This is a genomic window from Gordonia sp. 852002-50816_SCH5313054-c (assembly GCF_001665925.1).
GTDB classification, from domain to species: Bacteria; Actinomycetota; Actinomycetes; order Mycobacteriales; family Mycobacteriaceae; genus Gordonia; species Gordonia jacobaea.
In genome coordinates, this window is the sequence record NZ_LZTE01000074.1 from 1 (window position 1) to 975 (window position 975).

Annotated in this window: 1 pseudogene; it reads right to left on the reverse strand. The window is 69.0% G+C overall.

What is annotated here, in order from left to right:
• Positions 1-975 (reverse strand): annotated as a pseudogene (locus A5788_RS18945) (DUF222 domain-containing protein); the annotation flags it as partial.

Here is a 975-nt window from a genome sequence, read left to right on the forward strand (position 1 = left end):
GTGAGGTCGGGAAACACGACGGTCCGTGCGATGACGCCTGCCGCGAGTTCGGCGGCGTGGGCGGGGTCGATTGCGCCGAAGCCGACGAGCCGTGGAATCGCGACGCCGGCGGGGTCGATGAGCACTTCGAGCGCTGTCTGTTGCGCGGGCTCGACCACAGGCTCATCGGCGACTGGTTCATCGCACGTCGCGCCGACCTCGGCGTCGGGCAGATCCTCCGCGGGTGTCTCGTCTGCGTCAGTCACACCTGTGTCGGTCTCGCCGCTGTCGGGCTCGTCGAACGGTGCTGCATCGTCGAATGGTGCTGTGTCGCAGTCTGTTTCAGCGTCGGATAGCGTGGTGGGGCAGTCGGGGTTGCCGCACTGGCAGGTGAGGTGGGCGCCGGGCAGGCCTTGGATGTCGGCGAGGGCGGCGACGCGGCGTCGGCCTGGGGTGCGGGGGTCCTCGGCACAGAGTCGTTCGGCGATGAGTGCGGAGATACGGGTGGCGAGGTGGAGGCCTTGTTCGGCGGGTAGGCAGCCGTCGAGGGTGACGTGTCCGTGTGTGTCGGGTCGGATGTGGATGTTCTGGTTGCGGTCGGCGAAGTCGCGGCGGGCATCCGCGGCGGCGTCGGGGTCGAGGGCGATCACGAGTTCGGCGAGTTGATCGCGCAGGGTGGAGTCGGCGGAGGTGCGTCGGGCGAGTTCGAGGGCGAGTGGTTCGGCCTGCGCCCGCAGCGACGAGTCGAGCACCGACAGTTGGTCGGCGACGATCTCGATGCGGGACAACCGGATGTGGCCGTCGAGGAAGGCGAGGGCGGTCGCGGGGAGGTCGGTGAGGTGGGCGCCGAGGATGGCGTAGCGGCGCGCGAGTGAGCGGGATATGCCGAGTTGGAGTGACATTTCGGCGATCGCTGCTTTGTCGACGGCGTGGTGAGTGTGCGGTCGGGTGGCGGCGACGACGAGCATGTCGTCGGCGATCGATTCGCCGATGCGG